21 protein-coding genes and 1 pseudogene are annotated in these 15,882 nt (G+C 69.8%); 8 read left to right on the top strand and 14 right to left on the bottom strand.

Going from position 1 to position 15,882, the window contains the following annotated elements; all coding sequences use genetic code 11:
- Window positions 1-38: 38 nt before the first annotated feature.
- Genes LRM40_RS04140 through LRM40_RS04130 form a run of 3 tightly spaced genes read left to right on the top strand, consistent with a single transcriptional unit; the run spans window position 39 to window position 2,187 of the window.
- Window positions 39-1,001 carry a LysR family transcriptional regulator ArgP gene (locus tag LRM40_RS04140; protein WP_151122802.1) on the top strand — a complete coding sequence of 321 codons (963 nt, stop codon included), beginning with the start codon at window positions 39-41 and terminating at the stop codon, window positions 999-1,001.
- Window positions 998-1,648 carry an aminoacyl-tRNA hydrolase gene (gene pth, locus LRM40_RS04135; protein WP_151122799.1) on the top strand — a complete coding sequence of 217 codons (651 nt, stop codon included), beginning with the start codon at window positions 998-1,000 and terminating at the stop codon, window positions 1,646-1,648. The genes LRM40_RS04140 and pth overlap by 4 nt, the downstream gene beginning before the upstream one ends.
- A complete protein-coding gene (locus LRM40_RS04130; protein WP_151122797.1) occupies window positions 1,645-2,187 on the top strand; it encodes a DUF4124 domain-containing protein in 543 nt (180 codons plus the stop codon). Before pth ends, LRM40_RS04130 begins: the two co-directional genes overlap by 4 nt.
- A 7-nt stretch (window positions 2,188-2,194) precedes the next feature.
- Here LRM40_RS04130 and LRM40_RS04125 read toward each other — a convergent pair whose 3' ends face one another.
- Genes LRM40_RS04125 through hisF form a run of 4 tightly spaced genes read right to left on the bottom strand, consistent with a single transcriptional unit; the run spans window position 2,195 to window position 4,350 of the window.
- Window positions 2,195-2,470 carry a YfhL family 4Fe-4S dicluster ferredoxin gene (locus LRM40_RS04125; protein WP_151122795.1) on the bottom strand — a complete coding sequence of 92 codons (276 nt, stop codon included), beginning with the start codon at window positions 2,468-2,470 and terminating at the stop codon, window positions 2,195-2,197.
- 1 nt (window position 2,471) lies between these two features.
- Window positions 2,472-2,981 (bottom strand): pantetheine-phosphate adenylyltransferase, encoded by a 510-nt coding sequence (gene coaD / locus LRM40_RS04120; protein WP_151122794.1) that lies wholly within the window; start codon window positions 2,979-2,981, stop codon window positions 2,472-2,474.
- Complete coding sequence (gene rsmD, locus LRM40_RS04115; protein ID WP_151122792.1) at window positions 2,978-3,574, bottom strand: 16S rRNA (guanine(966)-N(2))-methyltransferase RsmD; 597 nt, start codon at window positions 3,572-3,574, stop codon at window positions 2,978-2,980. The genes coaD and rsmD overlap by 4 nt, the downstream gene beginning before the upstream one ends.
- Window positions 3,571-4,350: an imidazole glycerol phosphate synthase subunit HisF gene (gene hisF, locus LRM40_RS04110; protein ID WP_151122790.1), complete on the bottom strand. Its 780-nt coding sequence runs from the start codon at window positions 4,348-4,350 to the stop codon at window positions 3,571-3,573. Before hisF ends, rsmD begins: the two co-directional genes overlap by 4 nt.
- A 77-nt stretch (window positions 4,351-4,427) precedes the next feature.
- Between hisF and LRM40_RS21565 the strand changes: the two are divergent.
- The 3 genes and pseudogenes from LRM40_RS21565 to LRM40_RS04100 all read left to right on the top strand — a co-directional run.
- A pseudogene (locus tag LRM40_RS21565) lies at window positions 4,428-4,715 on the top strand (OmpA family protein); the annotation flags it as partial.
- A 254-nt stretch (window positions 4,716-4,969) separates the two neighbouring features.
- Window positions 4,970-5,548, top strand: a complete 579-nt coding sequence (locus tag LRM40_RS04105; protein ID WP_022982413.1) for a DJ-1/PfpI family protein — start codon at window positions 4,970-4,972, stop codon at window positions 5,546-5,548.
- Between the two features lie 68 nt (window positions 5,549-5,616).
- Window positions 5,617-6,066, top strand: a complete 450-nt coding sequence (locus tag LRM40_RS04100; protein ID WP_151122788.1) for a ribbon-helix-helix domain-containing protein — start codon at window positions 5,617-5,619, stop codon at window positions 6,064-6,066.
- Here the strand turns inward: LRM40_RS04100 and hisA are convergent.
- From hisA to LRM40_RS04050, 10 genes are all read right to left on the bottom strand, one after another.
- Window positions 6,006-6,746 carry a 1-(5-phosphoribosyl)-5-[(5-phosphoribosylamino)methylideneamino]imidazole-4-carboxamide isomerase gene (hisA, locus tag LRM40_RS04095; RefSeq protein ID WP_151122787.1) on the bottom strand — a complete coding sequence of 247 codons (741 nt, stop codon included), beginning with the start codon at window positions 6,744-6,746 and terminating at the stop codon, window positions 6,006-6,008. The two genes, LRM40_RS04100 and hisA, sit on opposite strands and share 61 nt — an antisense overlap.
- A gap of 89 nt (window positions 6,747-6,835) precedes the next feature.
- Window positions 6,836-7,498: an imidazole glycerol phosphate synthase subunit HisH gene (gene hisH / locus LRM40_RS04090; RefSeq protein ID WP_151122785.1), complete on the bottom strand. Its 663-nt coding sequence runs from the start codon at window positions 7,496-7,498 to the stop codon at window positions 6,836-6,838.
- A 1-nt stretch (window position 7,499) separates the two neighbouring features.
- Window positions 7,500-8,087, bottom strand: a complete 588-nt coding sequence (gene hisB, locus LRM40_RS04085; RefSeq protein WP_151122783.1) for an imidazoleglycerol-phosphate dehydratase HisB — start codon at window positions 8,085-8,087, stop codon at window positions 7,500-7,502.
- A 30-nt stretch (window positions 8,088-8,117) separates the two neighbouring features.
- Window positions 8,118-9,197 (bottom strand): histidinol-phosphate transaminase, encoded by a 1,080-nt coding sequence (hisC, locus tag LRM40_RS04080; protein ID WP_151122781.1) that lies wholly within the window; start codon window positions 9,195-9,197, stop codon window positions 8,118-8,120.
- 13 nt (window positions 9,198-9,210) lie between these two features.
- Window positions 9,211-10,533, bottom strand: coding sequence for a histidinol dehydrogenase (gene hisD / locus LRM40_RS04075; protein WP_151122779.1), 1,323 nt, complete (start codon window positions 10,531-10,533; stop codon window positions 9,211-9,213).
- A gap of 25 nt (window positions 10,534-10,558) precedes the next feature.
- Entirely contained in the window at window positions 10,559-11,197 is a 639-nt protein-coding gene (gene hisG, locus LRM40_RS04070; RefSeq protein WP_151122777.1) for an ATP phosphoribosyltransferase, read from the bottom strand.
- A complete protein-coding gene (gene murA, locus LRM40_RS04065; RefSeq protein ID WP_151122775.1) occupies window positions 11,194-12,495 on the bottom strand; it encodes a UDP-N-acetylglucosamine 1-carboxyvinyltransferase in 1,302 nt (433 codons plus the stop codon). Before murA ends, hisG begins: the two co-directional genes overlap by 4 nt.
- Before the next feature lie 112 nt (window positions 12,496-12,607).
- The gene (locus LRM40_RS04060; protein WP_151122773.1) at window positions 12,608-12,892 is read right to left on the bottom strand and encodes a BolA family protein; all 285 of its coding nucleotides are present in this window, start codon (window positions 12,890-12,892) and stop codon (window positions 12,608-12,610) included.
- Between the two features lie 47 nt (window positions 12,893-12,939).
- Window positions 12,940-13,695, bottom strand: coding sequence for an ABC transporter permease (locus tag LRM40_RS04055; RefSeq protein WP_151122845.1), 756 nt, complete (start codon window positions 13,693-13,695; stop codon window positions 12,940-12,942).
- A gap of 50 nt (window positions 13,696-13,745) precedes the next feature.
- On the bottom strand, window positions 13,746-14,687 hold the full coding sequence (locus LRM40_RS04050; RefSeq protein WP_151122771.1) for an ABC transporter ATP-binding protein: 942 nt from the start codon (window positions 14,685-14,687) through the stop codon (window positions 13,746-13,748).
- Window positions 14,688-14,751: 64 nt separating this feature from the next.
- Here LRM40_RS04050 and LRM40_RS04045 point away from each other — a divergent pair, with 64 nt between their 5' ends.
- The gene (locus LRM40_RS04045) at window positions 14,752-15,495 is read left to right on the top strand and encodes a TetR/AcrR family transcriptional regulator (RefSeq protein ID WP_151122769.1); all 744 of its coding nucleotides are present in this window, start codon (window positions 14,752-14,754) and stop codon (window positions 15,493-15,495) included.
- A 100-nt stretch (window positions 15,496-15,595) separates the two neighbouring features.
- Window positions 15,596-15,853 carry an acyl-CoA-binding protein gene (locus LRM40_RS04040; RefSeq protein ID WP_151122767.1) on the top strand — a complete coding sequence of 86 codons (258 nt, stop codon included), beginning with the start codon at window positions 15,596-15,598 and terminating at the stop codon, window positions 15,851-15,853.
- The last annotated feature ends 29 nt before the right edge of the window (window positions 15,854-15,882 follow it).

Raw genomic sequence — 15,882 nt, 5'->3', positions numbered from 1 at the left:
ATTAGGCTGGCTGATGTCTCGATGAACACATCAGCCCCATGAATGCCCTGGACCCCGCCGGCCTGGAATGCCTGGCCGCCCTGGCCGAGGCCGGCAGCTTCGACGGTGCCGCACAGCTGCTGCACATCACCCAGTCGGCGGTCTCGCAGCGCCTGCGCTCGCTGGAAAGCAATGTCGGCCATGTGCTGGTGGTACGCGAGCGGCCGCTGCGCCTCACCGAACCCGGCAAGGTGCTGCTGCGCTATGCGCGGCAGATGCAGGTGCTGCGCGCCGACGCCGCGCGCGAACTGGGTGCCACCCTGAACCGTGACGAGCGCCTGCCGATCGCCGTCAACCCGAACAGCCTGGCCACCTGGGTGCTGCCGGCCCTGGACCCGCTGGTGCAACGCGGCCTGCAGGAAGGCTTCGGCGTCGAATTGATCGTCGACGACCAGGACTTCACCCACGACTGGCTGCGCCAGGGCGAGGTGCTGGGCTGCGTCAGCACCGTCGCCCAGGCCCTGCGCGGCTGCGCCTGCCAGGCCCTGGGGGCCATGCGCTATGTGGCGGCCGCCAGCCCGGCCTTCGTGGCCCGGCACCTGCCCCAGGGCTTGAACCGGCGCAACTTCGCCCAGCTGCCCTTCGTCACCTTCAACCGCAAGGACGACATGCAGACCGAGTGGGTCGCCAAGGCTTTCGGGGTGCGGGATCCCCAGCTCAGGGAGCGCTTCGTGCCCAGCAGCGAGGCCGTGGCCCGCGCCGCGGCCATGGGCTGGGGCGTATCGGTCCTGCCGGAGTTGCTGGCCCGACCTCTGCTGGCCAGCGGTGCCCTGCTGCCGGTGCTGCCGGAGGTCCACCTGGACGTGACCCTGTACTGGCACCAATGGAAGCTCAGCGGCGAGGATGGCGAAGTCTCGCGCCACGGCCTGATGGACCAGATCGGCGCGGCCCTGCTGGCCGGCGCCCGCCAGGCCCTGCACCCGGTGCCCATGGCCGGCGGCGGGGATAATCCCGCCCCATGATTCGACTGATCGTGGGCCTGGGCAATCCCGGGCCGGAATACGAGGACACCCGCCACAACGCCGGTTTCTGGTGGGTGGACCGGGCGGTGCGCCAACTGGGCGGCAGCCTGCAGGCCGACCGTGCCTACCACGGCCTGGTGGCCCGGGTGAACCGGCCGGCCGGCCCGGTCTGGCTGCTGCAGCCCATGACCTACATGAACCTCTCGGGCAAGTCGGTGGCCCCGCTGGCGCGCTTCTTCAAGATCGCGCCGGAGGAGATCCTGGTCGTGCACGACGAGCTCGATCTGCCGCCGGGCCAGATGAAGCTCAAGCAGGGTGGCGGCAATGGCGGTCACAACGGGCTCAAGGACATCCAGGCCCAGTTGGGCTCGCCCAATTTCTGGCGCCTGCGACTGGGCATCGGTCACCCGGGCGTGAAGGCCGAGGTGGCGGCCTATGTGCTGCGCAAGCCGCCGGCGGTGGAGCGCCTGTCCATCGATCACACGGTGGACGAATCGCTGCGCTGCCTGGAGCTGATGCTTGACGGTGCGATGGACAAGGCGATGATGAAGATCCACGCCAAGCCGCCGCGCCCCAAGCCGGCCCGCCCCGCCGGGCCGGGCATCGAAGGGACGGCCACCGTCCCTTCACCGCCCGAGACACCTTGAACACTGCCCTTCGTACACGCGACATCTTCCTGCTGGGCATGCTGACATTGCTATTCAGCGCAGATGCCCAGGCCACGGTCTACCGCTGTGGCCAGACCTATCAGCAGACGCCCTGCGAAGGCGGCAAGGCGGTCGAGGTACCCGCCGGCCCCAGCCCGGCCGAGGTGCAGGCCGCCCAGGAACGGGCGGCAGCCACCCGCCAATGGGCCGAGGGCATGACGGAAGACCGGCTGGCCCGCGAGAAGGCCCTGGCCAAGACGCGGCGGGAGGAGCGAACGGCACACCAGGGCGGGACCCGCTCGACGTCGGCTGCAGCCGCTTCGGCGGCCAGTGCGGGTCGCACCCCGGACTGCACCGGGTCGTCGGTGCGCCATGCCGGCATGGTCAGCGAAGCCGAAGCCCGCCGAACCCGACGGACCGCCACCCGCTGCAAGGCCCTGGCTGCCTATGCGAGCCTGCCGGCCAGCAGCCCGACCGCCCAGGCCGACAGCGCCCGCCAGCCGCTGCCGGCCAGCGCAGCGGCCCGCAGCGGCCGCTGAACAACCCTCAGGCCGTGCTGCCCGCGGTTGCGGCGCTTTGCGCCTGCAGCTCTTCGTACTTGCGCTGCAGCTGCTCGCGCGTCTCGACGTGGGCCGGGTTCACCGGAATGCACTCCACCGGGCAGACCTGCACGCACTGGGGTTCGCCGAAATGCCCCACGCACTCGGTACAACGCGCAGGATCGATCACATAGACCGTCTCGCCCATCGAGATGGCCTGGTTGGGGCATTCGGGTTCGCAGACGTCGCAGTTGATGCACTCGTCCGTGATCATCAGGGCCATGTCAGACGTCCTTGGGCTGGGCCACGCGGTCCTTGAGTCGTTCCAGCACCGAGGGTGCCACGAACTTGGAAACATCACCGCCCAAGCTGGCAATTTCGCGCACGAAGGTGCCGCTGACGAACTGGTACTGGTCGCTGGGGGTCAGGAACAGGGTCTCGACATCGGGCATCAGCTGACGGTTCATGCCCGCCATCTGGAACTCGTACTCGAAGTCGCTGACCGCGCGCAGGCCGCGCACCACCACCTTGCCGCCGCGTTGCACCACGAAGTCGCGCAGCAGGCCGCGGAAATCGACCACCTCGACGTTCGGGTAGGGCTGGCAGAGCTCGCGGGCCAGCCCCAGGCGCTCGTCCAGTGTGAACATGGTGCGCTTGTGGTGGCCGGCGGCCACCGCCACGATCAGGCGGTCGAACAGGCGGGCCGCCCGCCGCACCAGGTCCTGGTGTCCCAGCGTCATCGGGTCGAAGGTGCCGGGGTAGACGGCAATCACGGGATCATGGTCGTCGCTCATGGTGTCTCCTCTTTCTGCAGCAGCGCGAAGTGCACGGCACCGGCCTGGCCCTGGCGGTACGGCGTCAGACCCGGGGGCAGTTCGGCCGGCAGCGGCTCGCCAGCCTCCAGATAGACGAAGCCCCCCGGCACCGCCGCCCGCACCGCGGCGGCCAGGGCCGGCTGGGCCAGACCGGCGGCAAACGGCGGGTCCAGCAGCACCAGTTCCTGCGAGGCCGCAGGCGCCGCGCGCAGCCAGGCGATGGCATCGGCGCGCTGCACCCGCAGCGTCTGGGCCTTCAGCCGCTCGCGCGAGGCATTGAGCGAGGCCACCAGGGCCGGGTCCTGCTCCAGCAGCAGCACCTCGGCCGCGCCGCGCGAAGCGGCCTCGAAGCCCAGGGCGCCGGAGCCGGCAAAGGCATCCACCACGCGCCAGCCCGAGAGGTCCTGGCCCAGCCAGTTGAACAGGGTCTCGCGCACCCGGTCGGGCGTGGGCCGCAAGCCCGGGCGGTCGGCCACCGGCAGCAGGCTGCGCCGCCACTGGCCACCGATGATGCGCACCGCGTGCCGACCGCCAGCGGCGGGCCGCGGCGCCGGTCGCTGAGCCGGCCTCACTGCCGCACCGGCACGCCGGCCTCGGCGAGTCGGGCCTTGGCCTGGGCCACCGTGAACGTGCCGTAGTGGAAGATGCTGGCCGCCAGCACCGCGTCGGCGCCGCCGACCTGGATGCCTTCGACCAGATGCTCCAGCGCGCCCACGCCGCCCGAGGCGATCACCGGCACCGGCACCGCGTCGCTGACCGCACGGGTCAGTTCCAGGTCGAAGCCGATCTTGGTGCCGTCGCGGTCCATGCTGGTCAGCAGGATCTCGCCAGCGCCGTGCTCGGCCATCTGCCGGGCCCAGGCCACGGCGTCCAGGCCGACGTTCTTGCGCCCGCCATGGGTGTAGACGTCCCAGCCCGGCCCGCGGACGGCCAGGTCGTCGCCGGTGCGGCGCTTGGCGTCGATGGCCACCACGATGGCCTGGGCGCCGTACTTGTCCGAGGCGTCGCGGATGACCTGCGGCTTGGCCACCGCGGCGGAATTGAAGCTCACCTTGTCGGCCCCGGCGTTCAGCAGGCGGCGCACGTCCTCGACGGTGCGCACGCCACCGCCCACCGTCAGCGGGATGAAGACCTGCGAGGCCACCGCCTCGATGATGTGCAGGATCAGGTCCCGGCCGTCGCTGGTGGCGGTGATGTCCAGAAAGGTCAGCTCGTCGGCGCCCTGCTCGTTGTAGCGGGCTGCGATCTCGACCGGATCCCCGGCGTCGCGCAGTTCGACGAAGTTGACGCCCTTGACGACCCGGCCGCCGGTGACGTCCAGACAAGGAATGATGCGTTTGGCAAGCATGGGGCGATTGTCGCAGGTGCCGCCCCACGCCGTGCGCGGGCCGATGAGCCCGGGACCTCCGTCTCAGCCCTTGGGGACTGGACGATCAGCACCTCGCGGCCAGCAGCAAGAGCCAGCTCAAGCCCGGCGCGGGCGCCACCCTGGCCGAGCTGGCCCAGGTGCTGCAGGACAAGCCCGGCCCGCGCATCGGCGTGATCGGCCACACCGACGACATCGGGCGCGAGGACGGCAACCTGGCCCTGTCCGCCGCGCGAGCGCAGGCGGTGAACGGCGCGCTGGTCAGCCGTCACGGCATCCCCCCGGGCCGCCTGACCGCCCTGGGGCGTGGCGCCGGCCAGCCGCTGGTCGACAACAGCAAAGAGGCAGGCCGCGCCCGACCGACCACGGCCCCCCGGACCGGGGCCGACCCCACCACGGTGCAGGACCAGGTCCACCAGGTGGGCGGCACCGTGGACAAGGCCCACGGCATCGGCGACACGGCGCCTGTCGCTGAAGGATCTCTTCGGGCGCTGAACCACTTCCCTCGCGTCTGCACAGCCGGCTGTTACCCCCTGGGTCTGGTGATGCCAAGAATGCTCCCCACGGACGCACATGGCGTCCGGCCCAACAGGAGACAGACATGCCCAAGAAGATCCTCATGCTGTGCGGCGACTACGCCGAGGACTACGAGACCATGGTGCCCTTCCAGGCCTTGCAGGCCGTGGGCCACACCGTGCATGCGGTGGCCCCGGACAAGAAGGCCGGCGACTGGGTGCACACCGCGGTGCACGATTTCGAAGGCGCGCAGACCTACAGCGAGAAGCCGGGCCACCATTTCACGCTCAACGCCAGCTTCGCCGAGGTGAAGCCCGAGGCCTATGACGCGCTGGTGATCCCGGGCGGCCGGGCGCCGGAATACCTGCGCATGAACGCCCGGGTGGTCGAGATCACCCGCCACTTCCTGGCCGCCGACAAGCCGGTGGCCGCGGTCTGCCATGGCGCGCAGCTGCTGGCCGCCACCGGTCTGCTCAAGGGCCGCCGCGTGTCGGCCTATCCGGCCTGCCAGGTCGAGGTGGAACTGGCCGGCGCCGAGTACTGCGGCATCCCGGTGGACGCCGCCATCACCGACGGCAAGCTGGTGACCGCCCCCGCCTGGCCCGCCCACCCGGCCTGGATCGGCCAGTTCCTGGCGGTGCTGGGCACCCGCATCGAGACCTGACCCGATGGCGGGGACGCGCACGCTGCCCTAGAGTGGCGGCTCCGTCCCCATGCTTTGCGAGGCTGGCCATGTGCGAGATCTTCATCGGCGCCGATCCCCTCAGCTATGAGAGCCGGACCCGCTCCGTGCGCCTGCACGGAGTGGTCACCAGCATCCGGCTGGAACACCTGTTCTGGGACGTGCTGGACGAGATCGCCCGGCGAGACGGGCTGACCGTGGTGCAGCTGATCGAGAAGCTCTACGACGAGCTGATCGCGGCCCGCGGGGAGGCCGGAAATTTCGCGTCCTTCCTGCGGGTGAGTGCCCTGCGCTACGAGGCGCTGCTGGCCCACCAAGCCATCCCGGCCGATGTGGCGGTGCCGCTGCGCGGCCTGGATGCGCGCGCTGCGGTAAAGAGGTTGCCGGCCCACTGGCAGGCCGGCAGCGACCGGGCCCTGCGGCCCGGCCCGCAGGGGCTTCAGACGCCCAGCTCGTCGGCGCGCAGCTGCGCGGCCGAGAAGTCCAGCGCGCCGGTGTAGATCGAGCGGCCGCAGATCACGCCCTCGACCCCCTCGCCCTCCACCGCGCACAGGGCCTCGATGTCGGCCATGTTGGACAGGCCGCCCGAGGCGATCACGGGGATGGACAGCGCCTGGGCCAGCTTCACGGTGGCATCGATGTTGATGCCGGTGAGCATGCCGTCGCGGCCGATGTCGGTGTAGATCACCGCCTCGACCCCGTAGTCCTCGAACTTCTTGGCCAGGTCCACCACCTCGTGGCCGGTCAGCTTGCTCCAGCCGTCGGTGGCGACCTTGCCGTCCTTGGCGTCCAGGCCCACGATGATGTGGCCGCCGAAGGCGGTGCAGGCATCGCGCAGGAAACCGGGGTTCTTGACCGCGGCGGTGCCGATGATGACGTAGCTCAGGCCGTCATCGAGGTAGCGTTCGATGGTGTCGAGGTCGCGGATGCCGCCCCCCAGCTGGACGGGGATCTCGTCCCCGACCTCCTTCAGGATGGCCTTGATGGCCCCCTCATTGACCGGCTTGCCGGCGAAGGCGCCATTGAGATCCACCAGATGCAGGCGGCGCGCGCCCGCCTCCAGCCAGCGCCGGGCCATCGCGGCCGGGTCCTCGCCAAAGGTGGTGGAAGCATTCATGTCGCCCTGTTGGAGGCGGACACATTGACCGTCTTTCAGGTCGATCGCAGGGATCAGCAGCATGGCTCGGGGAGCGCGAGTAGGGAATTTGGAGCAGAAACCGCGGGCTGGGTTCGAGGTCGCCGAAAACCGGCGAAGCTCGGGCAAACGTCTCAGGGGTTCCAGTGCAGGAAATTGCGATACAGGGCCAGACCGTGCGCGGCGCTTTTTTCGGGGTGGAACTGCGTGGCGAAAATATTATCCCGGGCCACCGCGCAGGTAAAGCGCTCGCCATATTCGGTTTCACCCGCGGTATGGGCCGCCTGATCCGGGCGGGTGAAATAGCTGTGCACGAAATAGAACCAGGCGCCATCGGGCACCTCGCCCCACACCGGGTGGCGCACGCCGCCCGGTGAACACTGCGTCACCCGGTTCCAACCCATCTGCGGCACCTTGTAGCGGCTGCCATCGGGCTGGAGCCGCCCTTCCAGGCGGAAGCGCAGCACCCGGCCCGGGATCAGGCCCAGGCCCGGCGTGTCCTGCTCTTCGGAATGGTCCAGCAGCATCTGCATGCCCACGCACACGCCCATCAAGGGCTTGCTCGCCGCGGCCTCGAGCACGGCTTCCTGCAGACCGGAATCGCGCAGTTCACGCATGCAGTCGCGCATGGCGCCCTGGCCCGGCAGCACCACCCGCTCGGCGGCGCGCACTTCTTCGGGCCGGGCGGTAACGATCACCTCCAGCCCGCTGTCGGCGGCCACATGCATCACGGCCTGCGACACGCTGCGCAGGTTGCCCATGCCGTAATCGACAACGGCGACGGTGCGGCGGCTCATCTCAGAGACATCCCTTGGTGGACGGAATCACGCCCGCGGAGCGCGGGTCCGGCGTCAATGCCATGCGCAGTGCGCGGCCAAAGGCCTTGAAGATGGTTTCGCACTGGTGGTGGGCATTGTGGCCCTTGAGGTTGTCGATGTGCAGGCTCACGCCCGCATGGTTGACGAAACCCTGGAAGAACTCGAACACCAGCTGGGTGTCCAGCGCGCCGATCATGCCGGCCGTGAACTTCACGTCCATCGCCAGGCCCGGGCGGCCGGAGAAATCGACCACCACGCGCGAGAGCGCCTCGTCCAGCGGCACATAGCTGTGGCCGTAGCGGCTGATGCCCTTCTTGTCGCCCACGGCCTGCGCCACCGCCTGGCCCAGGGTGATGCCCACATCCTCCACCGTGTGGTGGCCGTCGATGTGCAGATCGCCTTCGGCGGTGATCTCCAGGTCGATCAGGCCATGGCGGGCGATCTGGTCGAGCATGTGGTCGAAGAAGCCGATGCCGGTGGCCAACTTGGACTGGCCCGTGCCATCCAGGTTGAGCGAGACGCTGATCTTCGTCTCCTGGGTGTTGCGGGAAACCTGGGCGGTGCGCATGGCGGGGTGCTCCGAAAGTGGGGTCGGGGGTCAGGCCAGGATGGCGTCCAGCGCCGCGAGCAGCGCATCGGTCTGCGCTTCGGTGCCCACGCTGATGCGCAGGAAGGGCGCGATGCGCTCGGGCGCGCGGAAATGGCGCACCAGCACCTTGCGCTCGCGCAGGCCGGCCGCCAGGGCCGCGCCGTCGCTGCCGGGGCGCTGGGCAAACACGAAGTTGGCGGCCGAGGGCAGCACCTGGAAACCACGGGTCTGCAGGCCGGCCACCATGCGCTCGCGGGTGGCGATGACCTTGCGGCAGGTGGCCTCGAACCAGGCCTCGTCCTCGATCGCGGCCACCGCACCGGCGATGGCCAGGCGGTCCAGCGGATAAGAGTTGAAGCTGTCCTTCACGCGGGTCAGGGCCTCGATCAGGTCGGCCTGGCCCATCGCATAGCCCACCCGCAGGCCGGCCAGGGCGCGCGACTTGGACAGGGTGTGGACCACCAGCAGCTGCGGGAACTCGGCGATCAGGCCCACGGCCGATTCGGCGCCGAAGTCCACATAGGCCTCGTCCACCACCACCACCGAATCAGGGTTGCCCTGCAGCAGGCGGCGGATCTCGGCCAGCGGCAGCGGCATGCCGGTGGGTGCATTGGGGTTGGCGAAGATGATGCCGCCATTGCCGCCCTGCTCACGGCTGGCCTGCAGGTAGTCATCCACCCGCAGCGAGAAGTCCTCGGCCAGCGGGATGGCCCGCGTGGCGATGCCGTAGAGCTTGGCGTAGACCGGGTAGAAGCTGTAGCTGATGTCCGGGTACAGCAGCGGCGCGGCGTGGCGCAGCAGGCCCATGAAGATGTGGGCCAGCACCTCGTCAGAGCCGTTGCCGACGAAGACCTGGCTCTCGGCCAGGCCGTGGCGGCGGGCGATGGCCGCCTTCAGCGCGCTGGCCTGCGGGTCCGGGTACAGGCGCAGGGCCTCGCTGTTCTGCCCGGCAATCGCCGCCAGCACCTTCTCGCTGGGGCCGTAGGGGCACTCGTTGGTGTTGAGCTTGACCAGCCCGTCGATCTTCGGCTGCTCGCCCGGCACGTAAGGGGTCAGCGTGCGGACGATCTCACTCCAGTAGCGGCTCATCGTCGGATCCCTTTCAACCGCGGTTCTTCAGGCGCAGTTCGGCGGCCTGGGCGTGGCCCTGCAGGCCCTCGCCATAGGCCAGCTCGGCGGCGATGGGGCCGAGGATCTGCGCGCCTTCGGCGCTGACCTCGATCAGGCTGGAGCGCTTCTGGAAGTCGTAGGTGCCCAGCGGCGAGGAGAAGCGCGCGGTGCCCGAGGTGGGCAGCACGTGGTTGGGGCCGGCGCAGTAGTCGCCCAGGCTCTCGCTGGTGTAGGCCCCCAGGAAGATGGCGCCAGCATGCTTGAGCAGCGGCTCCCAGCGGTTCGGCTCGGCGCTGGAGACCTCCAGGTGCTCCGGCGCGATGCGGTTGCTGATCGTGCAGGCCTCTTCCATCGAGCGGGTGTGGATCAGCGCGCCACGGCCTTCCAGGCTGGCGCGGATCACGGCCTGGCGCGGCATGGTGGGCAGCAGGCGCTCGATCTCGGCGCGCACGCGGTCCAGGTAGGCGGCGTCCGGGCACAGCAGGATGCTCTGCGCCAGCTCGTCGTGCTCGGCCTGGCTGAACAGGTCCATCGCCACCCACTCGGGCGGCGTGCTGCCGTCGGCCAGCACCAGGATCTCGCTGGGGCCGGCGATCATGTCGATGCCGACCTGGCCGAAGACGCGGCGCTTGGCGCTGGCCACATAGGCATTGCCCGGGCCGGTGATCTTGTCCACCGCCGGCACGGTGGCCGTGCCGTAGGCCAGCGCGGCCACGGCCTGGGCGCCGCCGATGGTGAAGGCGCGGGTCACGCCGGCCACATAGGCCGCGGCCAGCACCAGCGCATTCTTTTCACCCCTGGGGGTGGGCACCACCATGATGATCTCGCCCACGCCGGCCACATGGGCGGGGATGGCGTTCATCAGCACGCTGGAAGGGTAGGCGGCCTTGCCGCCGGGCACGTAGATGCCCACGCGGTCCAGCGGCGTCACCTTCTGGCCCAGCAGCGTGCCGTCCTCGTCGCGGTAGCTCCAGCTCTGGCCGCTGGCGGCCAGCTGGCGCTCGTGGTAGCTGCGCACGCGGGCGGCGGCGGCTTCCAGCGCGCTGCGCTGGGCCGGGGTGATGGCCTCGAAGGCCGCCTTGAGCTCCTCGCGGGTCAGCTCCAGCGCCGCCACGCTGTCGGCGCTCAGGCCGTCGAAGCGGGCGGTGTAGTCCAGCACCGCGGCGTCCCCCCGGGCCTGCACGTCGGCCAGGATGTCGGCCACCCGCTGCTCGATGGCCGCGTCGGTGTCTGCGGACCAGTGTCGCAGCCGGGCGAATTCGCTCTCGAAGTCGGCGGCGGTGGTGGCGAGCTGGCGCAGGTTCAGGGCGGTCATGGCAAGGGTCCGGCGGACGGGGGATTCAGGGCTGGATGGCCGAGGCGAAGGCGTCGATCAGGGGTTTGAGGCGGGTGCGCTTGAGCTTGAGCGCGGCCTGGTTGACCACCAGGCGGGAGGAGATCTCCATGATCTGCTCGACCTCGACCAGGTGGTTGGCCTGCAGGGTCTTGCCGGTGGAGACCAGGTCCACGATGGCATCGGCCAAGCCGGTCAGCGGGGCCAGCTCCATCGAGCCGTAAAGCTTGATCAGGTCCACATGCATGCCCTTGTCGGCGAAGTGCTGCCGGGCCACATGGGTGTACTTGGTGGCCACGCGCAGGCGCGAACCCTGGCGCACGGCGGTGGCGTAGTCGAAGTCGGCACGCACCGCCACGCTCATGCGGCACTTGGCGATGTTCAGGTCCAGCGGCTGGTACAGGCCCTCGCCGCCATGCTCCAGCAGCACGTCCTTGCCGGCCACGCCCATGTCGGCACCGCCGTACTGGACGTAGGTGGGCACGTCGGTGGCCCGCACCAGCACCACCCGCACATCGGGCTGGTTGGTCGGCAGGATGAGCTTGCGGCTCTTCTCCGGGTCCTCGGTGACGGTGATGCCCGCGGCCGCCAGCAGCGGCAGGGTCTCTTCGAAAATGCGTCCCTTGGACAGCGCCAGCGTGATCATGCGCCGGTCCTTTCGCTCACGCGTTCGATGTTGGCGCCAATGGCGCGCAGCTTGTCTTCCATGCGGTCGTAGCCGCGGTCCAGGTGGTAGATGCGATCCACCGTGGTGCTGCCCTCGGCCACCAGGCCGGCAATGACCAGGCTGGCCGAGGCCCGCAGGTCGGTGGCCATCACAGTGGCGCCCGACAGGTGCTCGACCCCGGTGACCATGGCGGTGTGGCCGTCCACGACGATCTGCGCGCCCAGGCGGATCAGCTCGTTGACGTGCATGAAGCGGTTCTCGAAGATGGTCTCGGCGATCCGCGCCGCGCCTTCGGCCACGCAGTTGACGGCCATGAACTGGGCCTGCATGTCGGTGGGGAAGCCGGGGTACTCGGTGGTGCGGAAGCTGACCGCCTTGGGCCGCGCCGTGGCCTGGATGCGGATCCAGTCCTCGCCCGCGGTGATGGTCATGCCGGCCTCGCGCAGCTTGTCGATCACCGCGTCCAGGTGGGTGGCGCGGGCGTCGCGCAGCACCACGTCGCCGCCGGCGGCCGCCACCGCGCACAGGAAGGTGCCGGCCTCGATGCGGTCGGGCACGATGCGGTGGCCGCCCTCGGGCGCGTTCAGGCGCTCCACACCCCAGATGCGGATGCGGTGCGTGCCGTGGCCTTCGATCTGCGCGCCCATCTTGATGAGCATCTCGGCCAGATCGGGGATCTCGGGCTCGCGCGCCGCGTTCTCCAGGATGGTCTCGCCATCGGCCAGGGCCGCGGCCATCATCAGGTTCTCGGTCCCGGTCACGGTGACCATGTCGGTCGTGATGCGCGCGCCGCGCAGGCGGCGCAGGCCCGCCTCGCCCTGGGGTGCCAGGGCCTGGATGTAGCCGTGCTGCACGGTGATCTCCGCGCCCATGGCCTGCAGGCCCTTGATGTGCTGGTCCACCGGCCGCGAGCCGATGGCGCAGCCGCCGGGCAGCGAGACCTTGGCCGCCCCGAAGCGGGCCAGCAGCGGCCCCAGCACCAGGATGGAGGCGCGCATGGTCTTGACCAGCTCGTAAGGCGCCTCGGTGGAGTGGACGGTGCCGGCGTCGATGCGCACCACGTCCGGCCGCTCAGCATCACGTTCGGCGCTGGCCCCCAGGTGGCGCAGCACCTTCAGGGTGGTGGCCACGTCCTGCAGCTTGGGCACGTTGCTCAGCGTGACGGGCTGGGCCGTCAGCAACGCCGCGCACAGCTCGGGCAGGGCTGCGTTCTTCGCGCCGGAGATGGTCACTTCGCCGTGCAGAGGCTGGCCGCCGCGGATGAGAAGTCTGTCCATGATGAGGGGTGCTCTGGTCGGGGAATGGGCCGTCCGAACCTGGGGGCATGGGAAGGGGTCCATCGCCACCGCGACGTCACCCATCACCCACGGTCCGGACCGCGGGAGAGGGTCAATGGCGGTGTTCGGCCGGCGCCTGCAGCGCGGCGGCAGGACCCTGGGCGGCCCATTCGGCCGGGGTCAGAGTCTTCATCGAAAGGGCGTGGATTTCGGCGCGCATGCGCTCGCCCAGGGCGGCATACACCCGCTGGTGGCGGTGCACGCGCGACAGGCCTTCGAACTCGGGCGAGACGATGGTGGCGTAGAAATGCTGGCCGTCACCCTGCACGTCCAGGTGATCGCAGCCGAGACCGGCGGCAATGTAGGCGTGGATCTGGGCAGGGGTGGGATTGGCCATGATGGGCGGATTATCGCCGATATGCCTGCGCCACCGTCACTCGAAGCTCAATTCCGGATCTTGTAGCCGGACTTGAGCAGGCGCAGCGTGACCGCCGACACCGCCAGGAAGGCCAGTCCAACCACCGCCAGGCTGATCCAGGGCGAGACATCGCTGACGCCGAAGAAGCCGTGACGGAAGCCGTCGATCATGTAGAAGAAGGGGTTGAAGTGACTGGCCGTCTGCCAGAACGGCGGCAGCGTGGACACCGAATAGAACACCCCGGCCAGCATGGTCATGGGCATGACCAGGAAGTTCTGGAAGGCCGCCATCTGGTCGAACTTCTCGGCCCACAGGCCGGCGATCAGGCCCAGCGAACCCATCAACCCCGCCCCCAGCAGCGCGAAGGCCAGCACCCACAGCGGCTGCGCCAGGCCGGGCGGGCCGAACCAGACGGTGACGACCAGCACTCCCAGGCCCACCACCAGGCCCCGCACGATGGCCGCGCCCACATAGGCCAGGAACCAGGCCCAGTGCGACAGCGGCGTGACCAGCAGGAACACCAGGTTGCCGGTGATCTTGCTCTGGATCAGGCTGGACGAGGTGTTGGCGAAGGCGTTCTGCAGCACGCTCATCATCACCAGGCCAGGGATCAGGAAGGCGGTGTAGCCGATCTGGCCGTAGACCTTCACATGGTCCTCCAGCACGTGGCCGAAGATCAGCAGGTAGAGCACCGCCGTCAGCACCGGCGCACCCACGGTCTGGAAGCTGACCTTCCAGAAGCGCAGCACTTCCTTGTAGAACAGGGTGCGGGCGCCGGCCAGCGGGCCGAATTCAGGCTCGGGGCGGGCCGGCAGCAGGCGGTCAGGGGCGTTCATGCGGGCACCTCCTGGCGCGGGGCGGGCGCCGGCGTGGCCGTGCCCTGCATGATGGCCAGGAACACGTCCTCCAGATCGGCCCGGCCGATCTCCAGGTCCTCCACCCGCACGCCGGCGGCGCGCAGCTGGGCCAGCACGGCCTCCACGTCGGCGGCGTCGCGCGCGCTCACCTGGGCGATGCGGCCGGTCACGCGGGCGCGGGCCTGCAGCGCGGGCGGCAGGGCGTCGTCCGTCTTGAAGCGCAGCATGCTGCCGCCGGCCGCGTGCAGCAGGTTGCTGGTGCGGTCCAGCGCCACGATCTGTCCACGCTTGAGCATGGCGATGCGCCCGCACAGGGCCTCGGCCTCTTCCAGGTAGTGGGTGGTCAGCAGCACGGTGTGGCCCTGCTGGTTCAGGCGGGCCACGAACTGCCAGAGGGTCTGGCGCAGCTCCACGTCCACGCCGGCGGTGGGCTCGTCCAGCACGATGACCGGCGGCCGGTGCACCAGGGCCTGGGCCACCAGCACCCGGCGCTTCATGCCCCCGGAGAGCTGGCGCATGTTGGCGTTGGCCTTGTCGGCCAGGCCCAGGCCGGCCAGCACCTCGTCGATCCAGTCGTCGTTGTGACGCACGCCGAAGTAGCCGCTCTGAATGCGCAGGGTCTCTCGCACCGAGAAGAAGGGGTCGAACACCAGTTCCTGCGGCACGATGCCCAGGGCGTGGCGGGCCTGGGCGAAGTCGCTGACCACGTCGTGCCCCATGACGGTGACCCGCCCCTCGGTGGCCCGGGCCAGGCCGGCCAGGATGCTGATGAGGGTGGTCTTGCCGGCCCCGTTGGGACCCAGCAGGCCGAAGAACTCGCCTTCGGCGATGTCGAAGCTGACGCCATCCAGGGCCCGGAACGGGCCCTGCCCTCCCTGGTACACCTTGGTGACGCCCTGGAAACTGATGGCGGGCATGGGCGCGATTCTAGGGAGACTGCCAAGGGCCCACGACATGTCCGGGTGCTAGATTGACTTGGCCATGGCTGCCAAACCGCCCCGCCGCACCCCCCAGCGCATCCTCGAGGCGGCGCGGGCGCTGTACAACCGCTTCGGCGAGCCCAACATCTCGACCACCCGCATCGCGGCCGAGCTGGGCATCAGCCCGGGCAACCTGCATTACCACTTCGCCACCAAGAACGCCCTGCTGGACGCCCTGCTGGCCGATGACCTGGCGGCGCTCGACGCGGTGCTGGCCCAGGCCCCGGCCGTGCGCCATGTGGACGAAGCCTGGCAATGCGTGCAGGCGCAGTTGGCACTTGCTCACCAATACCGCTTCCTGCTGCGCGACCTCAACGAACTGCTCAGCCGCAACCGGCAACTGGAGCAACGGGTGCAGGCCATGATGGCCCGCCAGACCGCCGCCGCGCGCGCACTGCTGGAAGGCTTGGTGCATGGCGGCGATGCGCAGATCGCCCCGGCCGAGATCGACGACCTGGCCACCGCCCTGGTGCTGGTGCTCAACGGCTGGCACAACTTCGCCTTCGCCCGGGCCCCGCGTCTGGCCCTGGAGGCGTCCCAGGCCCCGCAGACCCTGGCCGAGGGGGTGGGACGGGCCATGGGCCTGCTGGCCCCCTGCCTCACGCCGACGGCGCGCGACACCCTGGCGCGGTTGCGCCAGGCTGCCGAGTCAGGTCCGGAAGGTCCGCCCTTGGCAACACCCGGCCCGGCAGCGGCAATGGCGCCAGCCACTCCCCCCGCGGCCCGCAGCCTGGCCACGGGCTGAACCGGGAGCGGGATGGAAGACTTCAGTGGTTGAGGGCGCGGTCAGGCCAGGCGGACTGGGTAAGATCAGAACGAACGTTCATTCACTTTTGGAGACGACCATGTCCGACCTGACCACCCTGTTCCAGACCGCCGTGGCCGAGAGCAAGCAGTTGCCGGAGAAGCCCGACAACATGACCCTGCTGAAGATCTACGCCCTGTACAAGCAGGCCACCGAGGGCGATGTGCAGGGCGAGCGCCCGGGCATGATGGATTTCGTGGCCCGCGCCAAGTGGGACGCCTGGTCCAACCTGAAGGGCCAGACCGGCGACCAGGCCAAGCAGGCCTACATCGACCTGATCGAATCGCTCAAAGACTGAGCGCCACGGCCAGGCGCCCGGGCCAGCCC

It is taken from the genome of Ideonella dechloratans, from assembly GCF_021049305.1.
Taxonomy (GTDB): domain Bacteria; phylum Pseudomonadota; class Gammaproteobacteria; order Burkholderiales; family Burkholderiaceae_C; genus Ideonella; species Ideonella dechloratans.
Note: the sequence above shows the minus strand (reverse complement) of the source record. Positions and strands in the feature narration are given on the sequence as shown.